This is a genomic window from Sphingopyxis sp. LC81 (genome assembly GCF_000756375.1).
Lineage (GTDB): Bacteria > Pseudomonadota > Alphaproteobacteria > Sphingomonadales > Sphingomonadaceae > Sphingopyxis.
This window is the reverse complement of the sequence record NZ_JNFD01000011.1, coordinates 125,597-148,870: the sequence shown is the minus strand read 5'-3', so window position 1 is coordinate 148,870 and position 23,274 is coordinate 125,597. Positions and strand designations below refer to the sequence as shown.

General features: G+C 65.5%; 22 protein-coding genes and 1 pseudogene. 13 read left to right on the top strand and 10 right to left on the bottom strand.

The features are described from left to right. Window position 1 precedes the first annotated feature (1 nt). Both FG91_RS06870 and FG91_RS06865 read right to left on the bottom strand, forming a co-directional pair. Window positions 2–532: an AAA family ATPase gene (locus tag FG91_RS06870; RefSeq protein ID WP_037513725.1), complete on the bottom strand. Its 531-nt coding sequence runs from the start codon at window positions 530–532 to the stop codon at window positions 2–4. Next, window positions 529–1,206, bottom strand: coding sequence for a dienelactone hydrolase family protein (locus FG91_RS06865; RefSeq protein WP_037513724.1), 678 nt, complete (start codon window positions 1,204–1,206; stop codon window positions 529–531). Before FG91_RS06865 ends, FG91_RS06870 begins: the two co-directional genes overlap by 4 nt. A gap of 202 nt (window positions 1,207–1,408) precedes the next feature. Between FG91_RS06865 and FG91_RS06860 the strand changes: the two genes are divergently transcribed. The 6 genes from FG91_RS06860 to FG91_RS06835 all read left to right on the top strand — a co-directional run bounded on the left by FG91_RS06860 (window position 1,409) and on the right by FG91_RS06835 (window position 7,971). Then, window positions 1,409–1,975, top strand: a complete 567-nt coding sequence (locus FG91_RS06860; protein ID WP_037513573.1) for a F0F1 ATP synthase subunit delta — start codon at window positions 1,409–1,411, stop codon at window positions 1,973–1,975. A gap of 3 nt (window positions 1,976–1,978) precedes the next feature. Beyond that, window positions 1,979–3,508 (top strand): F0F1 ATP synthase subunit alpha, encoded by a 1,530-nt coding sequence (gene atpA / locus FG91_RS06855; protein WP_037513570.1) that lies wholly within the window; start codon window positions 1,979–1,981, stop codon window positions 3,506–3,508. A 46-nt stretch (window positions 3,509–3,554) separates the two neighbouring features. Next, the gene (locus FG91_RS06850; protein WP_037513565.1) at window positions 3,555–4,430 is read left to right on the top strand and encodes a F0F1 ATP synthase subunit gamma; all 876 of its coding nucleotides are present in this window, start codon (window positions 3,555–3,557) and stop codon (window positions 4,428–4,430) included. 24 nt (window positions 4,431–4,454) lie between these two features. Continuing rightward, the gene (gene atpD / locus FG91_RS06845) at window positions 4,455–5,990 is read left to right on the top strand and encodes a F0F1 ATP synthase subunit beta (protein ID WP_235211969.1); all 1,536 of its coding nucleotides are present in this window, start codon (window positions 4,455–4,457) and stop codon (window positions 5,988–5,990) included. A gap of 45 nt (window positions 5,991–6,035) precedes the next feature. After that, window positions 6,036–6,293 (top strand): ATP synthase F1 subunit epsilon, encoded by a 258-nt coding sequence (locus FG91_RS06840; RefSeq protein WP_037513563.1) that lies wholly within the window; start codon window positions 6,036–6,038, stop codon window positions 6,291–6,293. 187 nt (window positions 6,294–6,480) lie between these two features. Beyond that, window positions 6,481–7,971, top strand: a complete 1,491-nt coding sequence (locus FG91_RS06835; protein ID WP_037513722.1) for a CpaF family protein — start codon at window positions 6,481–6,483, stop codon at window positions 7,969–7,971. Between the two features lie 82 nt (window positions 7,972–8,053). On the opposite strand, the gene FG91_RS22185 is transcribed toward FG91_RS06835, so the two are convergent. Further along, window positions 8,054–8,230 (bottom strand): hypothetical protein, encoded by a 177-nt coding sequence (locus tag FG91_RS22185; RefSeq protein WP_162835115.1) that lies wholly within the window; start codon window positions 8,228–8,230, stop codon window positions 8,054–8,056. Between the two features lie 64 nt (window positions 8,231–8,294). Between FG91_RS22185 and FG91_RS06830 the strand changes: the two genes are divergently transcribed. Then, window positions 8,295–9,116 carry a class I SAM-dependent methyltransferase gene (locus FG91_RS06830; protein WP_037513561.1) on the top strand — a complete coding sequence of 274 codons (822 nt, stop codon included), beginning with the start codon at window positions 8,295–8,297 and terminating at the stop codon, window positions 9,114–9,116. Further along, complete coding sequence (aat, locus tag FG91_RS06825) at window positions 9,113–9,901, top strand: leucyl/phenylalanyl-tRNA--protein transferase (protein ID WP_152568026.1); 789 nt, start codon at window positions 9,113–9,115, stop codon at window positions 9,899–9,901. Before FG91_RS06830 ends, aat begins: the two co-directional genes overlap by 4 nt. 35 nt (window positions 9,902–9,936) lie before the next feature. Here aat and FG91_RS22350 read toward each other — a convergent pair. The 4 genes and pseudogenes from FG91_RS22350 to FG91_RS06805 all read right to left on the bottom strand — a co-directional run. Next, window positions 9,937–10,107 (bottom strand): annotated as a pseudogene (locus FG91_RS22350) (DUF2155 domain-containing protein); the annotation flags it as partial. A gap of 242 nt (window positions 10,108–10,349) precedes the next feature. Continuing rightward, a complete protein-coding gene (locus FG91_RS06815; RefSeq protein WP_037513557.1) occupies window positions 10,350–10,736 on the bottom strand; it encodes an NADH:ubiquinone oxidoreductase subunit NDUFA12 in 387 nt (128 codons plus the stop codon). 60 nt (window positions 10,737–10,796) lie between these two features. Further along, entirely contained in the window at window positions 10,797–11,258 is a 462-nt protein-coding gene (locus FG91_RS06810) for a DUF192 domain-containing protein (RefSeq protein WP_037513555.1), read from the bottom strand. A 32-nt stretch (window positions 11,259–11,290) separates the two neighbouring features. Beyond that, window positions 11,291–11,863, bottom strand: a complete 573-nt coding sequence (locus FG91_RS06805) for a regulatory protein RecX (protein ID WP_052187374.1) — start codon at window positions 11,861–11,863, stop codon at window positions 11,291–11,293. Window positions 11,864–12,042: 179 nt separating this feature from the next. Between FG91_RS06805 and FG91_RS06800 the strand changes: the two genes are divergently transcribed. The 3 genes from FG91_RS06800 to FG91_RS06790 all read left to right on the top strand — a co-directional run bounded on the left by FG91_RS06800 (window position 12,043) and on the right by FG91_RS06790 (window position 17,010). Continuing rightward, window positions 12,043–13,794 (top strand): fatty acyl-AMP ligase, encoded by a 1,752-nt coding sequence (locus FG91_RS06800; RefSeq protein ID WP_037513553.1) that lies wholly within the window; start codon window positions 12,043–12,045, stop codon window positions 13,792–13,794. Between the two features lie 110 nt (window positions 13,795–13,904). Continuing rightward, window positions 13,905–16,259, top strand: a complete 2,355-nt coding sequence (locus tag FG91_RS06795) for a putative bifunctional diguanylate cyclase/phosphodiesterase (protein WP_037513551.1) — start codon at window positions 13,905–13,907, stop codon at window positions 16,257–16,259. 208 nt (window positions 16,260–16,467) lie between these two features. Continuing rightward, complete coding sequence (locus tag FG91_RS06790; protein WP_443027734.1) at window positions 16,468–17,010, top strand: CHAP domain-containing protein; 543 nt, start codon at window positions 16,468–16,470, stop codon at window positions 17,008–17,010. Window positions 17,011–17,100: 90 nt separating this feature from the next. Here the strand turns inward: FG91_RS06790 and FG91_RS06785 are convergent, their stop codons facing one another. Both FG91_RS06785 and FG91_RS06780 read right to left on the bottom strand, forming a co-directional pair. Continuing rightward, window positions 17,101–17,364, bottom strand: coding sequence for a DUF3297 family protein (locus FG91_RS06785; protein ID WP_037513549.1), 264 nt, complete (start codon window positions 17,362–17,364; stop codon window positions 17,101–17,103). A 103-nt stretch (window positions 17,365–17,467) separates the two neighbouring features. After that, a complete protein-coding gene (locus FG91_RS06780) occupies window positions 17,468–19,801 on the bottom strand; it encodes a TonB-dependent receptor (protein ID WP_200878413.1) in 2,334 nt (777 codons plus the stop codon). 411 nt (window positions 19,802–20,212) lie between these two features. Between FG91_RS06780 and FG91_RS20915 the strand changes: the two genes are divergently transcribed. Next, window positions 20,213–21,160, top strand: coding sequence for a hypothetical protein (locus tag FG91_RS20915; protein WP_052187372.1), 948 nt, complete (start codon window positions 20,213–20,215; stop codon window positions 21,158–21,160). 11 nt (window positions 21,161–21,171) lie between these two features. Next, the gene (locus tag FG91_RS06765; protein WP_152568025.1) at window positions 21,172–22,806 is read left to right on the top strand and encodes a ShlB/FhaC/HecB family hemolysin secretion/activation protein; all 1,635 of its coding nucleotides are present in this window, start codon (window positions 21,172–21,174) and stop codon (window positions 22,804–22,806) included. On the opposite strand, the gene FG91_RS06760 is transcribed toward FG91_RS06765, so the two are convergent. Continuing rightward, the gene (locus FG91_RS06760) at window positions 22,778–23,254 is read right to left on the bottom strand and encodes a hemerythrin domain-containing protein (protein WP_081940460.1); all 477 of its coding nucleotides are present in this window, start codon (window positions 23,252–23,254) and stop codon (window positions 22,778–22,780) included. The two genes, FG91_RS06765 and FG91_RS06760, sit on opposite strands and share 29 nt — an antisense overlap. Between the last annotated feature and the right edge of the window lie 20 nt (window positions 23,255–23,274).

Below are 23,274 nucleotides of genomic sequence, written 5' to 3'. Positions count from 1 at the left end.
GCTATCCGAGGCCGAGCGCGGCGCGAATCCGCTCCGCCGCTTCGGCGGGGCGCATGGCGCCCGAATCGAGCGCGACCCGCGCGGCGGGAAGCGCGGGATAGGCGAAGGCACCCTTCGCGGCGAGTTCGCGATACAGCGCAACCGACGACAATTTGCCGCTCGCCTGCCGCGACGGCGCGTCGAGGCGGGCCTCGACAATCGCGGGCGCGCACGTCAGCGCGACGAAATCGACCTGCCCGCCGGCCTGTTCGACCAGCGCCACGACCCGCTCGGGAAAATCGGGGGCGACGCTCGCCTCGGGATGAAAGGTGAAGATCAGCGATCGCTTTTCCGCCGCAGCCGCGCGAAATACATCCATCCACATCGCCTCGCGCAGTTTGACGAACGCGTCGCTGCCGAACGGAAAGACCGCCAGCAGCGCATCGACGACCAGATGGTTGTGGAACAGCGGCAGCCCGGTCTGCGCCGCGAGTTCGCGCGCGACGGTCAGCTTGCCCGACGCCGCGGGGCCGTGGATGAAGACCAGCCTCACCCCCCGCACGCCTTGAACAGCATCAGCGTGCGCTCGCGCGCGAGATCGCTCGATGCTTCGTGATAATCCTTGCGCCGGTCGCTGTTGAAGCCATGCCCCGCTTCATAGACGAAGATTTGCGCGGTCGGGTGATCCTTCGCGATCAGCGCCTCGACGCCTTCCATCGGGATGCCGTCGTCATAAAGGCCGAAATGGGCGATGGTGGCGCAGGCGGGCGCCTCGTCCTTGAACATCGTCGGAACCAGGCTGCCGTAATAGGCCGACGACGCCGCAAGATCGGGGCTGATCTGCGCCATCCGCCACGCGACCGAACCGCCGTAACAATAGCCGGTGATGAACACCGGGCCCTTCGCTTTCAGCGCGTCGATGCAGGTCTGCGCATCCTTCAGGCTTTGCTCAAACGGATGAAGCTCGCGCGCGAGCTGCACCGCGCGCTGGAACTGCGGCCCCGAATAGTCGCTCTCGAACCCCGGATGCTCGCGGTCGAAGAGCGCGGGGCTCAGCACCTCATAGCCTTCGGCCGCAAATTCGTCGCACATCTCGCGGATATGGTCGGTGACCCCGAATATCTCCTGGATCAGCACCAGACCGCCACGGCGCGCACCGTCGGGCTGCGCATGATAGACCGCGATTTCGGCGCCATCGTCCATCGTCATCCGAATCATCTCGCCCATCATGCCCCCTCACTTCGTCGCCATATTTTTTGGTTGGCCTGTCCCTATCGCACGAAGGGGCAAAAGCAATCGCCCCCCCGCCTTGCATTGCAGCAAAATCGTTGCTAGGCGCGCCGCGACTTCGCGTGGGGGGCATTCGTCGAATATCCCCGAAAAGAGCGCGACCCATCCCCCACGGGATCGTAGAAAAGGACTTTCACGCGTGGAGAATTCCGGCGGCATTCAAGGCAACATCACGGCGGGCCTCGCGGGCCGTTACGCGGTCGCTTTGTTCGATCTGGCCCGCGAATCGAACGCGATCGACGCGGTGGCCAAGAGTCTCGCGACGCTCAAGACCGGCCTCGCCGATTCGGCGGACCTGTCGGCGCTGATCGCCAGCCCCGTCGTCGGCCGCACAGACGCCGCGAACGCCATCGCCGCAGTCGCCAAGTCGCTGAAGCTCGATTCGCTGACCGCGAAGTTTCTCGGCGTGCTCGCCGAGAACCGCCGCCTCGCCGATCTGCCGAAGATGATCGACGCCTTCGACGCGATCGTCGCCGATCACCGCGGCGAAGTGACCGCGAAGGTCACCAGCGCGCACCCGCTTTCGGCCGCGCAGCTCAAAGAGCTGACCGCGAACCTCAAATCCCGTGTCGGGCGCGACGTCACCGTCGCGACGACCGTCGATCCCGCCATCCTCGGCGGCCTCGTCGTCCAGCTGGGCAGCCAGCTGATCGACGGCAGCATCCGTACCCGTCTCAATAGCTTCGCACAGGCGATGAAAGGCTAAACCATGGAAATCCGCGCCGCTGAAATCAGCAAGGTCATCAAGGACCAGATCGCCAATTTCGGCACCGAAGCAACGGTCAGCGAGATCGGCTCGGTTCTGTCGGTCGGCGACGGCATCGCCCGCGTCCACGGCCTCGACAATGTCCAGGCCGGTGAAATGGTCGAATTCGCCAATGGCGTGAAGGGCATGGCCCTCAACCTCGAAGCCGACAACGTCGGCATCGTGATCTTCGGCTCGGACAGCGAGATCAAGGAAGGCGACACCGTCAAGCGCACCGGCACGATCGTCGACGTCCCCGTCGGCAAGGGCCTGCTCGGCCGCGTCGTCGATGGCCTCGGCAACCCGATCGACGGCAAGGGCCCGATCAAGGCCGACAAGCGCATGCGCGTCGAAGTCAAGGCGCCGGGCATCATCCCGCGCACCTCGGTTCACGAACCCGTCCAGACCGGCCTCAAGGCGCTCGACGCCCTCGTTCCCGTCGGCCGCGGCCAGCGCGAACTGATCATCGGTGACCGTCAGACCGGCAAGACCGCCGTCGCGATCGACACCTTCATCAACCAGAAGCAGGCGAACGCCGGCACCGACGAATCGAAGAAGCTGTACTGCATCTACGTCGCCGTCGGTCAGAAGCGTTCGACCGTCGCACAGATCGTGCGCCAGCTCGAAGAAAATGGCGCGATGGAATATTCGATCGTCGTCGCCGCGACCGCTTCGGAACCCGCTCCGCTGCAGTATCTCGCACCCTATGCCGGCGTGACGATGGGCGAATATTTCCGCGACAACGGCATGCACGCCGTGATCGTTTATGACGATCTTTCGAAGCAGGCCGTCGCCTATCGCCAGATGTCGCTGCTGCTGCGCCGTCCGCCGGGCCGCGAAGCTTACCCCGGCGACGTTTTCTATCTCCACAGCCGCCTGCTCGAGCGCGCCGCGAAGATGAACAGCGACAATGGCTCGGGCTCGCTGACCGCGCTGCCGATCATCGAAACGCAGGCGGGCGACGTTTCGGCGTACATCCCGACCAACGTGATTTCGATCACCGACGGCCAGATCTTCCTCGAAACCAACCTGTTCAACGCCGGTATCCCCCCCGCCATTAACGTCGGTCTGTCGGTGTCGCGCGTCGGCTCGGCCGCGCAGACCAAGGCGATGAAGAAGGTGTCGGGCTCGATCAAGCTCGAGCTCGCACAGTATCGCGAAATGGAAGCCTTCGCGCAGTTCGGTTCGGACCTCGACGCGTCGACGCAGAAGCTGCTTAACCGCGGCGCGCGCCTGACGCAGCTCCTGAAGCAGCCGCAGTTCCAGCCGATGCCGTTCGAAGAGCAGACCGCGTCGATCTTCGCCGGCACCAACGGCTATCTCGACAATGTCGCGACGACCGATGTGTCGCGCTACGAACAGGCGATGCTCGCCTATCTGCGCAGCGACCATAGCGATGTGCTGAAGACGATCCGCGACACCAAGGACCTGGGCGACGACGCCAAAAAGGGTCTGGTCGCGGCGCTCGACGCCTTCGCCAAGATCTTCGCTTAATCGCTTTCCGCATCCCGGCCCGGCCGGGACGCAAAGAGGGGCTTAAATGGCTTCGTTGAAGGAACTCAAAGGGCGCATCGTCTCGGTCAAGTCGACCCAGAAGATCACCAAGGCCAAGAAGATGGTCGCCGCTGCCAAGCTCCGTAAGGCGCAGGCGGCCGCCGAAGCCGCGCGTCCTTACGCCGAGCGTCTCGAAGGCGTCGTCGCGAGCCTCGCGTCGAAGGTCGGCGGGTCGGATTCGGCACCGCAGCTGCTCGCCGGCACCGGCAAGAGCGACACGCACCTGCTCGTCGTGCTCAACAGCGACCGCGGCCTCGCCGGCGCGTTCAACTCGAACATCGTCAAGGCCGCGCGCGACAAGGCGCTCGACCTGCAGGCGCAGGGCAAGAAGGTCCTCTTCTACCTGATCGGCCGCAAGGGCCGCCCGGTGATCGCACGCCTGTTCGCAGGCCAGATCGTCGAGCAATATGAGACGACGGGTATCCGCGACATCGGCTTCGAACAGGCGCACGACGTCTCGGCGAAGGTGATGGAGCTGTACGAAGCCGGCGCGTTCGACGTCGCGCATCTCTTCTATTCGAAGTTCCGTTCGGCGCTCCTCCAGGAAGCGACCGGCCAGCAGCTGATCCCCGTTCCCGCTCCGGTCGACGTTCCGGCATCGAGCGGTGCCGCGGTCGAATATGAGCCCGACGAGGAAGCGATCCTCGCCGACCTGCTCCCGCGCAACATCACGATCCAGATCTTCAAGGGCCTCCTTGAAAACGCCGCGTCCGAACAGGGCGCGTCGATGACCGCGATGGACAATGCGACGCGCAACGCGGGCGACCTGATCAACAAGCTGACCATCGTTTACAACCGCACGCGTCAGGCGGCGATCACGACCGAACTCATCGAAATTATCGCGGGCGCCGAAGCGCTCTAATCGATCAACCCAAGGAAGAAGACCATGGCTACCGCTCCCGCTGAAAAGAAGGCTCCTGCCAAGAAGGCCGCCGCGCCCAAGGCTGCTGCGCCGAAGAAGGCTGCCGCTCCCAAGGCTGCCAGCACCGGCACCGCCACGGGCCGCATCGCACAGGTCATCGGCGCCGTCGTCGACGTCCAGTTCACCGGCCAGCTGCCCGCGATTCTGAACGCGCTCGAAACCGACAACAACGGCAACCGCCTTGTCCTCGAAGTCGCGCAGCACCTCGGCGAGAACACCGTCCGCACGATCGCGATGGACGCGACCGACGGCCTGACCCGCGGCCAGCCGGTCACCGACACCGGCGCGCAGATCTCGGTCCCCGTCGGCCCGCAGACGCTCGGCCGCATCCTCAACGTCATCGGTGATCCGATCGACGAACGTGGCCCGGTCAACGCCACCGCCACCGCCCCGATCCATGCCAAGGCCCCGGAATTCGTCGACCAGTCGACCGAAACGAGCATCCTCGTCACCGGCATCAAGGTCATCGACCTGATCGCCCCTTACGCAAAGGGCGGCAAGATCGGCCTGTTCGGCGGCGCGGGCGTCGGCAAGACCGTTCTCATTCAGGAACTGATCAACAACATCGCCAAGGGCCATGGTGGTACGTCGGTGTTCGCGGGCGTCGGTGAACGCACCCGCGAAGGCAACGATCTCTATCACGAATTCCTCGACGCCGGCGTTATCGCCAAGGACAAGGACGGCAACCCGACCCCCGAAGGTTCGAAGGTTGCGCTGGTGTTCGGCCAGATGAACGAACCCCCGGGCGCCCGTGCCCGCGTCGCGCTCTCGGGCCTGACGATCGCCGAATATTTCCGCGACCAGGAAGGCCAGGACGTGCTCTTCTTCGTCGACAACATCTTCCGCTTCACGCAGGCGGGTTCGGAAGTGTCGGCACTGCTCGGCCGTATTCCGTCGGCCGTGGGCTACCAGCCGACGCTGTCGACCGACATGGGCGCGCTGCAGGAACGCATCACCTCGACGAACAAGGGCTCGATCACCTCGGTGCAGGCCATTTACGTTCCCGCGGATGACCTTACCGACCCTGCCCCGGCAACCTCGTTCGCCCACCTGGACGCGACGACGACGCTGAACCGCGCGATTTCGGAACTCGGCATCTATCCGGCGGTCGATCCGCTCGATTCGACCAGCCGCGTGCTGACCGCCGCGATCGTCGGCCAGGAGCATTATGAGACCGCCCGCCGCGTTCAGGAAACGCTGCAGAAGTACAAGTCGCTTCAGGACATCATCGCGATTCTCGGCATGGACGAGCTTTCGGAAGAAGATAAGCTGGTCGTCGCCCGCGCGCGCAAGATCCAGCGCTTCCTGTCGCAGCCGTTCCACGTCGCCGAAGTCTTCACCAACATCCCCGGCAAGTTCGTGGCGATCGAAGACACGGTGAAGTCGTTCAAGGCGGTGGTCGACGGCGAATATGACCATCTGCCCGAAGCGGCCTTCTATATGGTCGGCGGCATCGACGAAGCGGTCGCCAAGGCCGCGAAGCTCGCCGAAGACGCGTAACACACCTACACCCCTCCCCATGCGGGAGGGGTTTAAGGACATATCATGGCTCTGAAGTTCGAACTCGTCACCCCCGCCCGCCTCGAGCGGACCGCCGACGTCCATATGGTCACCGTGCCGGGGACCGAGGGCGATTTCTCGGTGCTCGAAGGCCACGCGCCGTTCATGGCGACGCTCCGCAACGGGCCGCTGACCATCTATGCGACCGCGGGCGCCGCGCCCGAGGTGATCGAGGTCGAAGGCGGCTTTGCCGAGGTTAACGAAGCCGGCCTCACCGTTCTGGCCGAGCATATCGCAAGCTGATTGCTTCCGCCGTCCACGGCGATCAAAAGCCCGCATCCTTCACGGATGCGGGCTTTTTTTATGCCCGCGTCGCTTGTCCCCGCCGCATTAGGACAATGTCAAAGTTTCCGGTTTATTCACCGTGTCGGATGGGGGTTCGTCTGCGCTGGCAGCGATGCTCCCGATGATATGGAAGCAGGAAAAACCGATGAGTGCATTCGGACGCCGACCCGGAACCGCTGGCCGCCCCGCCTTTGGCGTGGCCAAGCCGATGCAGACTGGTCCCGGTGTGCCGGGCGGAACCCAGTTTCCCGCGATGGATACGCCGGTCGAGATTCCGCAGATGCCATCGAACCTGTCGCCCGAAGAAGAGGCGATGGAGCGGCTGAACCAGCGCTCGACCGCCGAGGCGATGGAGCCTGAAAAGGCGCAAGGCTTTGAAGCATCGGTCCACAAGATCAAGGAACAGGTGCTGCCGCGCCTGCTCGAACGCGTCGATCCCGAGGCCGCGGCGACGCTCAACAAGGACGAGCTGACCGAGGAATTCCGTCCGATCATCCTCGAAGTGCTCGCCGAGCTCCGCATCACCCTGAACCGCCGCGAACAGTTCGCGCTCGAAAAGGTGCTCGTCGACGAACTGCTCGGTTTCGGCCCGCTCGAAGAGCTGCTCGCCGACCCCGATATTTCGGACATCATGGTCAACGGCCCGTACCAGACCTATATCGAGCGCAAGGGCCAGCTGGTCATCGCGCCGATTCAGTTCCGCGACGAACAGCATCTGTTCCAGATCGCGCAGCGCATCTGCAACCTCGTCGGCCGCCGCGTCGACCAGACCACACCGCTCGCCGACGCCCGCCTGAAGGACGGCAGCCGCGTCAACGTCATCGTCCCCCCGCTCTCCTTGCGCGGCACCGCGATCTCGATTCGTAAATTCTCGGCCAAGCCGATCACCCTCGACATGCTCTGCCAATGGGGCGCGATGAGCCAGAAGATGTGCACCGCATTGAAGATCGCGGGCGCCAGCCGGTTCAACATCGTCATCTCGGGCGGTACGGGTTCGGGTAAGACGACGATGCTCAACGCGCTGTCGAAGATGATCGATCCCGGCGAGCGCGTGCTGACGATCGAGGACGCCGCCGAACTTCGCCTGCAGCAGCCGCACTGGCTGCCGCTCGAAACGCGCCCCGCAAACCTCGAGGGCAATGGCGCGATCCACATGGGCGACCTCGTCAAGAACGCGCTGCGTATGCGTCCCGACCGCATCATCATGGGCGAAGTCCGCGGCGCCGAGTGTTTCGACCTGCTCGCCGCGATGAACACGGGTCACGACGGGTCGATGTGTACGCTCCACTCGAACAGCCCGCGCGAATGCCTCGGCCGTATGGAGAATATGGTCCTGATGGGCGACATCAAGATCCCGAAGGAAGCGATTTCGAAACAGATCGCCGATTCGGTCGACATGATCGTCCAGATCAAGCGCCTGCGCGACGGTTCGCGCCGCGTCACCAACGTCACCGAGGTGATCGGCATGGAAGGCGACGTCATCGTCACCCAGGAACTCTTCAAGTTCGAATATCTCGACGAGGACAAGGACGGCAAGATCGTCGGCGAATATCGCGCGATGGGCCTGCGCCCCTATACGCTGGAAAAAGCGCGCCAATATGGCTTCGACCAGCCTTATCTCGAGGCGTGCCTGTAACAACCCGTCGCCCCCGCGAAGGCGGGGGCCGCTATCAACCTTGCGCACCATCTCCAGCGGCCCCGCCTTCGCGGGGGCGACGTTATTTCCCGGCCAGCCAGAACGCCGTCGCGAACAAAGCGACGGCGGCCGACGCGAGCGCGATCCCGCGCCAGGGCATAAAACCGACCTGCTCGACGTCGCGGCGGTTGTTGCGGCGCCAGCTCGCGATCTCGGCCACGCCGAACAGAATCGCGGCACCGATCCCGATCGACAGCATGGACACTTGCATTGCCGCGCATCCCTTCGCAAACAGGGCCTTCCCCTGGAGAGAGGTGCCTCATATGCGTTCCCTATTATTGCTTGCAAGTGCCGCCGCCCTGATCGCCGCTCCCGCGACCGCGATGCAGCATGACGCCCACGCCGCGCATAAGGCGCAGGACGCGATCGCCGCCGCCGTCGCCGCGCCCACGCGCACCGCGACGAACACGCCGCGCGACATATATCGCCATCCCGCCGAAACGCTCGCCTTCTTTGGCGTGAAGCCCGGCGACAAGGTGGTCGAGCTGTGGCCCGGTGGCGGCTGGTACACCGAAATCCTCGCGCCGCTGGCGAAGTCGGGCGGCGGCACGCTTTATGTCGCGGCGCCGTGGGAACGCGGCCTCAATCGCATCAAGGAATGGCAGGGCGCCAAGCCTGACGTCTATGGCGCAGTGAAGCTCGCCGAATTTCCGAATGCGGGGACCAACCCCAAAGTCCCCGACGGCAGCGCCGATGTCGTGCTGACCTTTCGCAACGTCCACAATTGGCGGTCGGGCGGCGCCGAAAACACCGCGAACGCGTTCAAGCAGATTTTCGCGATGCTGAAACCCGGCGGCACACTTGGCGTCGCCGAACACCGGCTGGACGAGAAGGACGATAGCGCGAAGGAAGAAAAATCCGGCTATCTGAAGGAAAGCACGGTGATTGCGCTTGCTGAGGCCGCGGGCTTCAAGCTCGCCGGCCGCAGCGAGATCAACGCGAATCCCAAGGATACCAAGGATTATCCCAAGGGCGTCTGGACGCTGCCGCCGAACCTGGCCGAAGGCGAGACCGATCGCGCCAAATATGTCGCGATCGGCGAATCGGACCGCATGACGCTGAAATTCGTGAAGCCCGCGAGCTGAAACACTTCGAGTCCATAGACCCGGCGCTGCTACTCAGCGCCTATGCGCAGGGCATTTTTCCGATGGCCGACGGGGCGGACGACCCGTCGGTCCATTGGGTCGAACCGCGGCTGCGTGCGATCCTGCCCTTGGATGGCTTTCACCTGTCGCACAGCCTGAAAAAAATCATCGTGTCGGACCGCTTTCGCGTGACGACCGATACCGCCTTTGCCGACATGGTCGCGCTCTGCGCCGCGCCCGCCGACGACCGGCCGACGACGTGGATCAACCCGGTGATCCGGGCGAGTTACGACCGCCTCTTCCAGCTCGGCCATGCGCACAGCGTCGAATGCTGGCTGGACGGCGAGCTTGCGGGCGGGCTCTACGGCGTGACGCTCGGCCGCGCCTTTTTCGGCGAATCGATGGTCAGCCGCGCGCGCGACGCGTCGAAGGTCGCGCTCGCGCACCTCGTCGCGCGGTTACGCGCCGGCGGCTGGAAATTGCTCGACTGCCAGTTCATCACCCCGCACCTTGCCAGCCTCGGCGCGATCGAGATCCGCCAGGCCGACTATCTTGCGCGGCTCTATTCGGTGTTGGCGGGGGGCGAAGGGACAGCCTTGGGCGCCGGGGCCGGAACGACCGGCGGCGGGACGGGCGCTGCCGTGCCCTCGCCGCCGTTCGTCGCGGGCGACTGGGGGGCGCTCGATGCCTTGGGCGCGGCAGTCGCGCCCGATTTCGGGGCCGAACGCGCGACGGGTTCGCCGCCCGGATATGTCATCGCACAGCTTTTGACGAAGACGTCATAGATCGGGTGCTGGATGACGTTGCGGTCGGGCCGCTCGCGGAAAATCCAGCCCGAAAAGACGCGATACCATTTGTCGTCGCGCTGATCCTGCACCGTCAGTTGCACGAACGCGCCCGTCTCCGGCGGGTCTTCCCACGGTGCGGTTTGCTCGCATGCGCGGAGCCGCACGATCGCACGGCCGACGCGCGCCGTTTCGCCGGGCTTCATCTCGAGATCGCGGACGAGCCCGTTACGCTTGTTGAGCAGGCCGACGACGGCGACGCGGTCCGCCATCGGGGTCGCGCCTTCGATGCCGCCGACTTCCTGCGGCACGCGTTCGGATTTGGCGATCTGCGGCGCCTTGTCGCTGCCGCCCGCTTTGGTCGCCGGGGTCCGGTCGCAGGCGCCGAGCGACAGCGCGGCGAGCATGGCCAGCCCGGCGGTCGCGGTCAGCCTGGGCACCGCAACGCTCACTCGGCGCCGGGCCGCCAGGCCTCATAATCGCCGGTCGCGGCGGCGCGCTGGCCGCCACGTTCGAGCGCGCCGGCGGGGCGATAAGCGCCCGTGCTGCCGGTCAGGTTCGGGGTCGCTTCCTTCTCCCACGCGCGCGGTGCGGGAAGGGCATCGGTCGGCAGTTCGTCGAAGGTGCCGTGCAGCCAGCCATGCCATTCGGGCGGCACGCGGCTCGCGTCGTTCGATCCATTGTACAGCACCCAGCGGCGGCCGCCCTTTTTCGCACGGAAATAGCGGTTGCCGAGGCTGTCCTCGCCCACCTTCGTGCCGGTGCTCCAGCTGTTCAGCAACGTGCCGACGGTCGCACCGTCCCACCAGGTGAAAATCTTGCCCAAGATGCTCATGGCGTGGCGTTTACAGGCAAGGCGGCGCGGTCTGCAAGCCGCAAACCGCGCGGCGCGCCGCTATTTTCCATCTTTCCACGTGATCTTGGCGGTCTCGTCGATGCCAAGCTTCGCCGCCGTACCGCCCGCAAGTTCGAGCACCGCCGAAACCTCACCGCCGCTCACCACCGGTTCGAGCGATTCGGGGATCGTATTTTCGGCGATGCGGTCGATGCTGCCGTCGGCGCGGATGAAGAACATATCGAGTGGAATCAGCGTGTTCTTCATCCAAAAGCTGCCGATTCGCGGCTTTTTGAACGGAAAGATCATTCCGCCGCCCTCGGGCAGGCTGGTGCGGAACATCAGCCCGCGGTCCTGCTCCTCATCGGTGCGCGCAACCTCGACGTTGAAGACATGCGCCTTGCCCGCCGCGGCGATCGTCACCGGGATCGTCGAGGCGCTCGCTTCCTCGCTTGCATCGCCGCTGCACGCCGCCATCGGCAGCGCGAGCGACAGGGCAAGGGCGGTAAAAATGGCGCGCATCGGCAGATCCTTATCCCGTGATGCCGCCGGACCTAATCGAGCATCGCTTCATCGTCCAGCACCGCCAGCGCCGCCTCGTCCCCCGGCGGGACGGCGAGGATGCGGCGCGCGATCGTCATGCTGTGCCCGGCGCGCAAAAAGGCGGCGATTTGCCGCTCGCGCTGCTTCGGATCGTCGGTCGATCGCACCGCGAACGGCCCGAACCGCCGCCGCCGCGCAAAACCGATGGCTGCGGCGACCGCCGCACCCTCGGCCGTCTCGATCGCCTCGCCGCTGTCTTTCTCGGCGATTCCGTCGACGTAAAGCTGCGCCTTGACCCGCCGCACGCCGAGCCCGCGCCGCGTCATCGCGCCCGCGCGCATCGCGGCATATTGGCGGTCGTCGAGATAGCGCAAACGCTCCATCCGGTCGGCGACCGCCTCGCACGCCGCCATGGCGTCAACTTCGTCTATCCATTCGGATTCGCGGACTTTTCGCGACAAATAGCGCGTCAGCTTGGCCCGGCTCGTCGCGAATCGCGCGACATAGGCAAGCGCCAGTTCGTCAAGCTTGGCTGCGCCGAGAGGCCTTTTCGATCGGTCGGATGGGGCGCGGCGGTTGGCCATATGCCATGTTTGTGCCACAGTCGGGCCTGATTGAGAACGATCAACACCGCCATATCGGGCCTTAACGCCCGGAAATGGGCGATTGTTCTAACAACACAGGGCTCGCGCACATTACTATGGCTTCAAAAGATGACATGCTTGTTGCCGCGCGGCCCGTTTCAAGGGATGTCGCACCCCCTATGACCCAGATCATCGAAACGCAGGCCGACGCGCTGACGTCGACCCCGACGCTCTGTGCGCAGCCGCGCCGCTTTTCGGACTTCGCCACCGTCGGTGAAGCGCTCGATTATGCCGCCGACGGCACGCGCGGGCTCAATTTTCACGATCCGCGTGGGCGCCTTGTGCGCCCCTATCCGTACAGCGAACTCAGGGCCGATTCGCTCGCCACCGCTTACCGGCTGATCGCCGCGGGGGTGAAGCCCGGCGACCGAATCGCGCTGATCGCCGAGACCGGCGCCGAATTCGCCGCGCTCTTCTTCGGCACGATCTACGCCGGCGCCTGGCCGGTGCCGCTGCCGCTGCCGACCAGCTTCGGCGGGCGCGACAGCTATGTCGGCCAGCTCGTCGTGCAGCTTTCGAGTTGCGACCCGACGATGCTCTTCTTCCCGCCCGAAATCGCCGCGATGGCGATCGAAGCGGCCGAAAAGGAAGGTGTGACGCCCGTCGACTGGAGCGAATTCGAAAAGAAGCCCGCGCCAGTCGCGACGCTTCCCGAGCAGAAGTCGGACGAAACTTGCTATCTTCAGTACAGCAGCGGCTCGACGCGCTTCCCGCACGGCGTCGCGGTCACCCATGCCGCATTGCTCAACAACCTCGCCGCGCACAGCCATGGGATGGAGCTTCAGGACAGCGACCGCTGCATTTCGTGGCTGCCCTGGTATCACGACATGGGCCTCGTCGGCTGCCTGCTCTCGCCGGTCGCGAACCAGGTCTCGGTCGATTATCTCAAGACCGAGGATTTCGCCCGCCGCCCGCTCGCGTGGCTCGACCTGATCAGCCGCAACGAAGGCACGACGCTCAGCTATTCGCCGACCTTCGGCTACGACATCTGCGCCCGCCGCGTGTCGAGCCAGACGCATGTCGCCGACCGTTTCGACCTGTCGCGCTGGCGCGTCGCGGGCAATGGCGCCGACATGATCCGCCCCGATGTCATGCAGAGCTTCGTCGACGCCTTTGCCGACGCGGGTTTCAAGGCGAGCGCCTTCCTGCCGAGCTATGGCCTGGCCGAGGCGACGCTCGCGGTCAGCATCATGCCGCCGGGCGAAGGCATCGTCGTCGAACTGGTCGAGGAAACCGAGCTGTCGGGCGCCGCGAATGATTCGGGCCGCCCGACGCGCTACCGCGCGATCGTGAACTGCGGCCGCGCCGCGCGCGACATGGTGATCGAGGTCCGCGACGAAGCGGGCAATGCGCTGCCCGACCAGACCGTCGGCAAGGTGTGGTGCACCGGGCCGTCGCTGATGACCGGCTATTTCCGCGATCCCGAATCGACCGCCGCCTGCATGAAGGACGGCTGGCTCGACACCGGCGATATGGGTTATTTGTCAGATGGTTACATCTATATCGTCGGCCGCGCCAAGGACATGATCATCATCAACGGCAAGAATCACTGGCCGCAGGATATCGAGTGGGCGGTCGAGCAATTGCCGGGCTTCAAATCGGGCGATATCGCGGCCTTTGCGATCACCGCGCCGGGCGGCGAGGAGACCCCCGCGGTGCTCGTCCAATGCCGCACCAGCGACGAGGCCGAGCGTCTCGCGCTGCGCGAGACGATTCGCGACCGCGTCCGCGCGATTACCGGCATGAATTGCCTGATCGAACTGATCCCGCCGCGCACGCTGCCGCGGACCAGCTCGGGCAAGCTCAGCCGGTCGAAGGCGCGCGCGCAATATCTGGCCGGGGAAATCCAGCCCTTCGCGATGGCGGCCTGATCAACACGCTGAACTTGCAACGCTTTCCTGTCCCGCGACGGAACAGGAGAGCGTTTTGGAAATGCACCGATAGTTACCTTCGGGTAACCCCCGCGCGCTAAACAGGGCGGGTGAAAAGCCTGCTGACCGATCCCATTGCTGCCGAAGTCATTCCTGCGCGGACCCTTTTGGGGCTGGGGCCGCGCGATCAGGACATCGGCAACCTCCGCCAGCTCCAGCTTGCGCCGCTCCGCGGCCGCGGGTCGCTACGCCTGGTGATGGGCATGGGCATGGCGCTCGTTGCGGCTTTCACGATGATCCTCAGCGTGCCCTTGCCGGTCGCCGCCGGCTGGCTGGGCGGCGCGCTGCTTTTCGGCCTCTGGTCGTACAGCAAGTTCCGCAACCTCCCGCTCGGCGACCCCAAGCTGTCGGGAGTGGCCGAATATCGGCTGTGCGTGCGGCACGCGCTCTATTCGGCGGTTCTCTGGGGATCGCCTTTCTGGCTGCAGGGGCTGACGCCGGCGCTCGACCATGTCCTTTCGATGTGGACGATCGCGGTGCTGATGATGGTCACGCTCTCGATCGTCGCGCACAGCGTCCCGCTGGCCTGCGTGCTGTTTATCGGGCCCGTCACCCTGTCGGCTGCCGCCGCGCTGGTGCGCGCCGGCGCGCCCCAGCTGGCCGGCGTGGCGATCGCCGCCGGGCTGCTGCTTTGCGCCTTCTGCGTCCGTTTCGCGCAAAGCCATATCCGCTTCCGCCGCGCCGAAGAGACGCTGCACGAAAAGACCGAAACGGTGAGTTTGCTGCTGCGCGAATTCGAGGAAACCTCGGCCGACTGGCTGTGGCAGACCGACAACAGCCGCCGCCTCGTCCATGTCTCGCCGCGCCTCGCCTATGCGCTCGGCGGCACCGCCGAGACGCTCGAGGGCGTCCCCTTGTTGCAGGCGCTTTCGGGCGATGCCTGGGAAACCGGCCTGTTCCCCAAAAGCCTGCACGACATGGCCGAACGGATGAAACGGCGCGAGAGCTTTTCGAATCTGATCGTGCCGGTGACGATCGGCGGCATGCCGCGCTGGTGGGAATTGTCCGCGTCGCCGCGCCTCGACGAAGCCGGCAAGTTCCTCGGCTTCCGCGGCGTCGGATCGGACGTCACCGAAAAGCGCGCGACCGCCGAACAGATCGCCAAGATGGCGCGATTCGACAATCTAACCGGCCTGCCCAATCGCCTCAGCCTCAACGAGGATCTGGCGCGCGCGCTGGCGCAGGCGGTCGAAGCCAAATCGCGCTGCGCGCTGCTGATGATCGACCTCGACCGCTTCAAGGCGGTCAATGATACATTGGGCCACCCCGTCGGCGACAAATTGCTCGCGCAGGTCGCGGCGCGACTGAAGGGCCTGATGGAACGCGGGATGACCTGCGGCCGGCTCGGCGGCGACGAATTTGCCGTGGTGCTCCACAATGTGGCGTCGGCAGATGCGGCCGAGGAACTCGCACGGCGAATCATCACGACGATCAGCCGCCCCTATGTGGTCGACAATCACCAGCTGTTCGTCGGCGCCAGCGTCGGCTTCGCGATCGGGCCGACCGATGGCGCGACGGTCGAAACGCTGACGCGTAACGCCGACCTTGCGCTCTACAAGTCGAAGGACAAGGGCGGCAATGTCGTCGCCGCCTATGTGGCCTCGTTGCACGCGCAGGCCGAGGAACGGCGCGTGATGGAGCAGGAATTGCGCGGCGCGCTCGAACGCGGCGAATTCGAGCTTTATTACCAGCCGGTGGTGACCGCCGCCGACGGCACATTGAACGGCTTCGAAGCGCTGATCCGCTGGAACAACCAGAAGCTCGGCAATGTCTCGCCGGGCCGCTTCATCCCGCTCGCCGAGGATGCGCGCCTGATCTCGCCGATCGGCGAATGGGTGCTGCGCACCGCGTGCCGCGAAGCGATGAAATGGCCGTCGAACCTGAAGGTCGCGGTCAACGTCTCGGCCGACCAGCTCACCGACCCCAGTTTCGCCTCGGTCGTCGTCTCGGCGCTCGCGCAGAGCGGACTTTCGCCGCAAAGGCTTGAGATCGAAGTCACCGAAAGCGTCTTCCTGCGCGACGGCGGCGGCGCGGCGCAATTGCTCGACCAGCTGATCGGGCTCGGCATCCGCCTGTCGCTCGACGATTTCGGCACCGGCTATTCGTCGCTCGGCTATCTGCGCAAAACGCAATTCTCGACGATCAAGGTCGACCGCAGCTTCGTCGTCGGGGCGGCGAAGGGCAGCATCGAATCGATCGCGATCATCCGCGCCGTCGTCGCGCTCGCCGACAGCCTCGGCATGCAGACCACCGCCGAGGGTGCCGAGACCGAGCTCGAAGTCGAAACGCTTCGCGGCTTTGGCTGCAGCAACATCCAGGGCTATTATTACGGGCGACCGATGCCCGCGAGCGACGTTCTGACGCTGTTTCGTGCCTCGGACGATATTGCGACCGCGGCCGCCTGACGGCGACAGGCTGAAACGCCCGCACGACGAATTGATCACCTTAACAAAAGGTTCCCCGGCCCACCGCATCAATGGCGCGACTCGTCGCTAGACGGGTGGTGGTCCGCGCGCTCCGTGGCAAAGACGCTCCAACGCTTGAAGACAAGCCATCGGGGGGTCGCTTTCCATGCTTATTCGTCGTTACCTGGCAGCCGCCATGGCGTCTGTGATGATGATCACCGGTGTGCTCGCCAGCGCGCCCGCCGCGGCCCGCGACTATCTGCAGTGCGTTCCCTTTGCCCGCGCCGAATCGGGCGTTGAAATCCGCGGCAACGCCAAGACCTGGTGGGCGCAGGCGGCCGGCACCTATCAGCGCGGCGACGAACCCCGCGCGGGCGCCGTGATGGCGTTCGCCGGCACCGGCGGCATGCCGATGGGCCATGTCGCCGTCGTCAAGAAGATCGTCAGCGACCGCGAAATCCTGATCGACCACGCCAACTGGTCGCCGATCAACGGCCGCCGCGGCCAGATCGAGCGCAATGTCCGCGTCGTCGACGTCAGCAGCGGCGGCGACTGGAGCATGGTCCGCGTCTGGTACGCCCCGATCGGCGACCTCGGCCTTCGCGCCAACCCGGTGCAGGGCTTCATCTACGCCGACGGCGAAGCCGGCGCACCGAACAAGGCCCCCAGCTTCAAGGCGCCCGTCTGGGCCCAGAACGACTGGAAACCCGGCAACGGCCTCGAAACCGTCGCCGCCTCGCTCGGCCAGTAAGCCACAACGACATTCGGCAAGCGCATCGCGCACAAAAGAAAGCCCCGGATCGCTCCGGGGCTTTCTTTTGTGCGCCGTGACGCCGTGTCTTTAGGCTTCGTCGCCTTCGCCGGCGACGGTGTCCTCGAACCAGGCTTCGACCTCGCCCGAAAGCTTGATCGTCATCGCCTGGCCAAAGCGGTCCTTCGACTTGCCCGCGGCGACGCGGATCCAGCCTTCGGAGATCGAATATTCCTCGACGTCGGTGCGCTCCTTGCCCTTGAAGCGGATTCCGATGCCGCGCTGCAGCACCTCCATATCGAAATGGGGCGAACGCGGATTGGTCGACATGCGGTCGGGGGGCGTATCGGTCATAACTATATTTCCCAAAAAATGATGGCGCGGCCCTAGCTGGACCGCGCCACCATCGTCAATCGTTGAGAAGCGGCACCGAGGGACCGGTGCCGCGACCTAAAGCCTAGAAACCGGCCTTCAGCGTCACGAAGAACTGCTGCGGTGCGCCCGCCAGCAAGGTCTGGCTGTCGCCGCGGTTGGCGAAGCCGTTCGTCCCGATCGTCGACACATATTCCTTGTCGAACAGGTTCGTCGCATTGGCCTGGATCGAGATGCGGTCGTTGAGCCGGTAACCGATGCTGGCGTCGACGATCACGAACCCGCCGACCTCGGCGTCATTCTCGTACGAATAATAGCGTTTCGACGTGTAGTTGGCGCCGACGCGTGCAAAGAAATCGCCATTGTCCCAAGTAATTTCGCCCTTGGCGAGATGCCGGGGCGAATTGACCACCGTCTTGCCCGCGGTCGCCGCAACGACCCCGCCCGCGGCATTGACGACATCGTCCTGATATTCGGAGTCGTTATATGCATAGGAAGCGAAGAGCGCGAGTTCGGGGGTGAAGCGGAAGGTCCCGGCCGCCTCGATGCCCCATGAGCGGACATCGCCGACGTTGCTGAGGATCGCCGGATTGCCCTGAATGCCCGACCCGTTGGCGAACGCGATGATGCGATCCTTGAAGTCGACATAATAGCCCGCGATCACGCCCTGAAAGCGCGATGATTTGGTGCGGAAACCGAGTTCGTAGGTCGTCGACGTCTCGGGCTTCAGGTCGAGCGCATCGAAGCCCGCCTGCGTCGTCGCGAACGGACCGCCCGTTGCCGAGCTTTCGAACGCGCGCATATTCTGGGTGTAGCTCGCGAACAGCTCGTTATCGTCGTTCAGACGATAGAGCAGCCCCGCCTGCGGCAGGAACCAGTCCTTCGCCTCGGTCTTCCCCGAGGCGAGCCCGCCGCGCACGACCGGCGTCGCAAGGTTGGTGACGCGCAGCCCCTTCCAGCCCGCGTTGATCTGGAAGCTGCCGAGGTCGAGCGTGTCCTGGACGTGATATTGCAGCGTCTGGGTGTTGAAATCGAACTCCCACTGGGTCGCGAGCGGATCCTTGGGGAATTTCAGGCTGCCGCGGCTCGGCGCGCCGGCCGTATTGGCAAGGCCATAGAAACGCCGCGCCTGATTGAAGGCGTTATCCTCGTACCACATGCCGATTTCGAACTTGTTGTTGCCGACCTCGAACAGGCTGGAGGTGACGATGCCGTAACGTTCGATGTCATATTCGGTGGTACGGATCGTCATCGGCGCGCCGCCGGGGGTGGTCACATAGGGCGTGAACCACAGGCCGCGGCCCTTGTTGCCATGATAATAACCCATCGCCTTCAGCGTCCAATATTCGCCGAGCGGCGCCTCGACGCCGACGCCGGCCAGCCAGTCCTTACGCAGCCCCGATGCGTCATAATAGGCGTCGTCGACCGTCGCGACCGGAGCGGGGAATGCTTCGCCGGCCCCGGCATAGGGCGCGACATAGGGCGTTCCGAGCGGCAGGCTGCCGTTGGCGACACCGGCGTTATACGCCGCGCGCGCGACCTGATTCTGATAGACTTTGGCGACCTGAACCGCCGTGTCCCAATCCTTCGCGAAATTGTCCCACTGATAACCGAGGCGGCCGATCATGTCGGCGGAGAGGTCCTGATAATCATTCTCGCGGCGGTTCGAATAATTGACGAAGCCGAAAAACTGGCCGTCGCCGACGGGCTGGACGATGCGCGCGTTGACCTGATCCTGCCGCTGGACGCCATTGCCCTTCCATTTGTCGGCATCGGCCCAAGCATAGCTCAGCGACAGGCGCGGCCCGCCGGGCGCGATCTCGCCGCTGTCGATGCGCGCGAAGATACGCTTGGTCTCATCGCTGCCATAGGTACCCGACACGTCGACGCCGAGTTCTTCGGCCGGTTCGCGCGAGAAAAATTCGATCGTGCCACCAAGGTTGCTCGTCGACGCCGCGGCGAGCGAGCCCGCACCCTGCGCGACTTCGACCCGGCCGACATTTTCGCTGATGATCGCGCGGCTGATGTGCAGACCGTTATGGTTGCCATAGGCCATGTCGCCGAGCGGGACGCCGTCGAGCGTGAAGCCGAGCTGGTTCTGGCTGAAGCCGCGGATCGAGATTCGCGCCGACCACTCATAGGCGCCGAACGGGTCGGCAGCCTGGAAATTGACCCCGGGCAGCTTGTCGATGGCCTTGAGCGGGCTGATCCCCGACACTTCGAGTGCGATGTCGGCGGCGCCCAGTTCCTGCACCTGACGCGCCTGCCCCTGACCGAGCACGACGATCTCTGCGACATCGGCGCTTTCGGCCGCATCGGCCGCGGCGTCTTCGGCAAAGGCCGGCGTCGCGGCCAGCATGGCGAGCGCAGCGATCGAGGCGGCCCCGGCCCGCAGGCGGTTCCTGAATTGAGTGGTCATCGATGGATCCCCTTTTCCCGGTCGCGAAATGGCGCCGGGGTCGCGGGGGCATAGGCGGGCGATATTGCTGCGCTGCGGCGAAGGCGTGACAGCGCGATGACGGAAAGAAGTAGGATCGGCGGCAATCGCGCCGCCATCCGGGCGGGAACCTTTTTACTAAAATCAATTTATGAAAATCACGTCCCTTGATGGGGCACATGCTGATGGCGCAAAGTTATCAGAAAGAAAGAACTACAGAAAAATTTTAGTTAACGCCTGTGATCTCTTTGCAAGGAAATCCGTGACTATCGTATGAGTCATCGGTTTATATATTCGGTTAATAACAATTAATTTCAACAACAAAGGGAACTTTGGAGTTCGTTCGGGAATCTGGGGCTTTAGGGACCAGATCATGTACGAAGGGGATATCTCATGCCTTTCTTCCGTCTTGAATTCCGCCCAGCCCATCTCATCCTCATCCCGGCCTGCTTCGCGCTCGCGGCCTGCGAATCGTCGGGCAGCTACCGCGTCGGCAGCGTCGGCAGCGGCGGTGCCACCGGCGCCGTCGGCCCGGCGGGCGCACCCGGTCCGGCCGGGGCAACCGGTGCGACCGGCCCCGCGGGCCCCGCAGGCCCGGCCGGCAGCGGCCTTGGCCTCGGCAGCGCGGGCGCGACCGCGGTTGGCGGGCTTGTCGGCCCCGGCGGCGTCGCGGGCACCGGACTGCTCGCCAACACCGGCGATCCCGCCAGCACCAATCCGGTTATCGGCGGCCTGCTCGTCAAGACGGGCGGGCTCGTCAATGTCATCGCCGACAAGGGACTGCTGCTCGCCAGCGCGGTCGACGGCAAGGTGCCCGGCAACAGCAACCTCGTCGGCACCGTCGTCGGCGTCGTCAAAAGCACCGGTGTCGCGCTCGTCCAGACCGGCAATGGCCAGCAATATCTGGTCGACGGCCTCGCCGCCGCCCCCGGCCAGCTGATCACCGCAACGATCGGCAAGGCGACCGCGATCGGCAGCCCGACCGCCTCGCCGCTGATCGGTGCGAGCATCCTCTCGCCCGGCCAGCAGAACGGCAGCCTGCTGACCGTCGGAGTCGGATCGGGCGGCCAACTCGTCACGCTCCAGCCCGGCACCAGCGGCAATCTGCTCGGCGGCGCCACCGGCGGCCTGACTGGCGGGACGCCGGGCGGCAGCCCCGTCGGATCGCCCGTCACGCTGGTCAGCAACGTCGTCACCACGGCGACCGGCGCTCTCGGACAAGTGGGCGGCGGCGCAACGGACGGCGGCACGGCGGTCGATCCCGTCACCGGCCTCGTCACCGGGGTCACCGGCACCGTCGGGGGCGTCCTCGGCGGCCTGAAACCGAAGCGCGGCAACTGAAGCCGCACCCGATGCGCCCATTGCGCAACGCCTGCACCGCGGCGGCGGCCGGAGCCCTGCTCCTCCCCGCCGCGGCGCTCGCGGCCCAACCCGCGGCGACGCCGCTCGACGGCCGCCCGCCCCCCGCCCCCCATCGCACCCGCGACCCCCCTCCCGATCCCGAAGCCAAGCCCCTCTCGCTCGGCAAGGTCGAGCTCGGCGCGCGCCCCGACATCACGATCCGCGAAATCCGCTTCGTCGGCGCGGGCGTGCCCGCCAATGTCGGCCGCGCGGCGCAGCGCTTCGTCGGCAAGCGCGCATCGGCGGACAATCTCGCGAAACTCGCCGCCGCGATGACGCGCGCGTATAATCGCTCGAGCGTCGCGCTCTTCACCCTCGTCATCCCCGAGCAGGATCTGTCAGGCGGCATCGTCACCGTCGCCTCGGCCGAGGGCCATATCGGGTCGGTGACGCTGAGCGGTGAGCGCGACAGCGGCCCCGCGCCGCTCGTCGGCCGGATGGCGCGGAGCCTCGTCGGCCAACGTCCGCTACCGCGCGCGCGCTTCGAACGCGCGCTTGGCAATATCGCCGATATTCCGGGCCTTACCGTCACCCCGTCGCTCGCGCTCGGCGGCGAACAGGGCGCGGTCGCGCTCGACCTCGCAATCGACGCGAAGAAACCGACGATCGGCCTCGGCTTCACCACCCGCACCAGCCAGTTCGTCAACGACGGCATCGTCGAGGCGAATGCACGCGGCACCAGCCTGCTGCGCAGCGGCGATGAAACGCGGCTCACCGGCGCCGCGGCGGTCAATTTCAAATCCTTGCTCTACATGGCAGCGAGCCATTCGACCCCGATCGGCGCCAGCGGTACGCGCGCCGAAATCTCGGCCGCGGCGCTGCGCACCCGGCCCAAAGGGCTCGCGATCGACGGTGAAGCATGGAGCACGGGGTTCGGCATCACCCACCCGCTGATCCGCGCGACGCGGCGCAATCTGGTCGCTGCGGCGCGGATCGACTATCTCGATTCGAAAAATGCGCTGTTCGGCTCGACGATCGCCGCCGAGAAGACCTGGACGGCGAGCGGCAGCCTCGCCTTTCGCCTCAGCGAAGAGCGCACCGTCGTCGGCGCGCGTATCGGCGGCGCCAAGGGCCTCGATTTTGCGGGCGCACGCGTCGATCCCGGCGTCGGCGAGGTGGATTTCCTCTATGCCGACGCGAGCATCGAGGCGAATCAGGCCATCGGCAAGGCCCTGATCCTCCGTGCCGCCGCGACCGGCCGCTGGACCCGCGACCGCCTGCCCGCGGCGCAGCGTTTCAGCGTCGGCGGCGCCACCTTCGGCCGCGCGTTCGACGACGGACTGGTCAATGGTGACCGCGGCTATGCCGCCTTCGGCGAATTCGCGCTGCGCCCGCTGCGCGGCGGCAAGCTGGCGAAGAGCGAGATTTACAGCTTCGTCGATTATGCCGACGTCACGCTGCTCGCGCGGACGGCGATTCCGAGAACGAATTTCCGGCTCGGCAGCTGGGGCGGCGGCGTGCGCCTCTCCTATGCCGAAAACGCGACGATCGGCCTCGAACTCGCCGACGCGTGGAACCAGCCGGTGCCCGGCTATGATCAGGACTGGCGCGTCGCGCTCAGTTGGAAATTGTCGCTTCGTCCGTGATCGCCGGGCCGAGCGCCGCGGCCGCGACATAAAGCTTGTCGGCAAGCGGGTAGAGTTCGCGCTCCTCGCGTTCGACCCGCAACGCCAGCAAGCCGAAGATCGCTGCCGTCTCACGGCCGAATTCCGCCCATTTGGCCTCGACCCTTTTGGGGGTCCATTTGTCGTCATAGGCGACATAGTCCGCCGCCAGATCGCCCATTTCCAATTCGAATTCGCGCGTGATGTGCATCAGGTCCGGGTCGCCGGTCGCCCGCAGGCGCGGATAGAGGATCCAGTCCTCGCATTTCAGGTGGCGCACCAGCATCTCGCGCAGCCGCCCGCGCGCCGACGCGAGCTCGGTTAACTGCGGCGGCGCCTGGGTGTTGGTCAGTTCGGTCACGATCCGCGCCAGCGCGATCAGCGCCGCATGTTCGGCGCGCAGTCGCTCTATTTCGTGGCTCAAAGGCATAGCTGCTCCAAGCGATACGA